The following is a 1,572-nucleotide window of genomic DNA, read 5'->3' on the forward strand; positions in this document are numbered from 1 at the left end:
CCGGCCGCCGTCGACGTGTTCTTCGACGCGGTGATGGTGATGGCCGACGACCCGGCGGTGCGGGCGGCGCGGCTCGGTCTGCTGGCCTGGATCCGGGACCTGACGGCCGGAGCTCTCGACTGGGAGGCTCTCGGCTCGCTATCCGCTTCCGTTCGCTGATCATGGGCATTCTGGCTGCGCATACCGTTACCGCGGGTTAGCGTCTGGGTATCACTCCGGGGCGGAAGGGACGACCATGGCGCGCTACGTGTATGGCTTCCACCAGGGCAACAAGGACATGAAGGATCTTCTCGGTGGTAAGGGTGCGAACCTCGCCGAGATGACGAATCTCGGCCTGCCTGTCCCGCCCGGGTTCACTATCAGCACCCAGGCATGCCGGGAGTATCTTGTCGGTGGCGAACCGGTCGGGCTACGGGCGGAGATCGATCATCATCTTGCCGCCCTGGAGACCGCCCGGGGACGGCGGCTCGGCCAGGCCGACGATCCGCTGCTGGTGTCGGTGCGTTCCGGCGCGAAGTTCTCCATGCCCGGGATGATGGACACCATTCTGAACATCGGCCTGACCGATCAGGCCGTCTTGGGCCTGGCCGAGCAGTCAGGTTCGCCGCGGTTCGCCTGGGACTCCTACCGCCGGCTGCTGGCCATGTTCGGCCGGACCGTCCTCGGCGTCGGCGAGCCGTCGTTCGACGCGGCCCTCGAGGCGGCGAAGCGGGCCAAGGGCACCAGCAGCGACCTCGACCTCGACGAGAACGACCTGCGGGCGCTCGTCGCGACCTACCAGCGGATCGTGCTCGAGCGCACCGGCCGCCCCTTCCCCCAGGATCCCCGCGAGCAGCTGGATCTCGCGATCCGAGCGGTGTTCGACTCCTGGAACGGGCCGCGGGCCCGGCTGTACCGCCGTACCGAGCGCATTCCGGACGATCTCGGGACGGCAGTGAGCGTCGTCGCGATGGTGTTCGGCAACCTTGGAACGGACTCGGGCACCGGGGTGGCCTTCACCCGGGATCCGGGCAGCGGCGAACCCGGCGTGTACGGAGACTATTTGCCCAATGCCCAGGGCGAGGATGTGGTGGCCGGGAGCCGTAACCCGGTTCCCCTCGCCGAGCTGGAGCGGATCGACCCGGCATCCTTCACCGAACTGCGCGAGATCATGACGCGCCTGGAGAAGCACTACCGGGACCTGTGCGACATCGAGTTCACGATCGAACATGGCAGGTTGTGGATCCTGCAGACCCGCGTCGGCAAACGCACTGCCGCGGCGGCTTTCCGGATCGCCGCCACGCTCGCCGAAGGCGGTGTCATCGACGACGACGAGGCGCTGTGCCGGGTGAGCGGCGACCAGCTCGCCACCCTGATGTTCCCGCGCTTCGACGACACGGCCCGGCCCGCCCCGATCGCGACGGGAGTGAACGCCGCGCCCGGGGCCGAGGTGGGGGAGGCCGTCTTCGACGCCGCCGAGGCGGTGCGGGTGGCGGCCGAGGGCCGACCGGTCATCCTCGTCCGCCGCGAGACGAATCCCGATGACCTCGCGGGCATGCTCGCGGCGCGCGGAATCCTGACCTCCCGAGGCGG

At 69.2% G+C, this 1,572-nt stretch carries 1 protein-coding gene; it reads left to right on the plus strand.

Translation table 11 applies throughout. The features are described from left to right. Positions 1 to 235: 235 nt before the first annotated feature. Positions 236 to 1,572 (plus strand): PEP/pyruvate-binding domain-containing protein (locus AC08ON_RS00855; protein ID WP_476616288.1); only part of this gene is annotated, 1,337 nt, incomplete at its 3' end.

This window comes from Frankia sp. CoWAU3 (genome assembly GCF_977971855.1).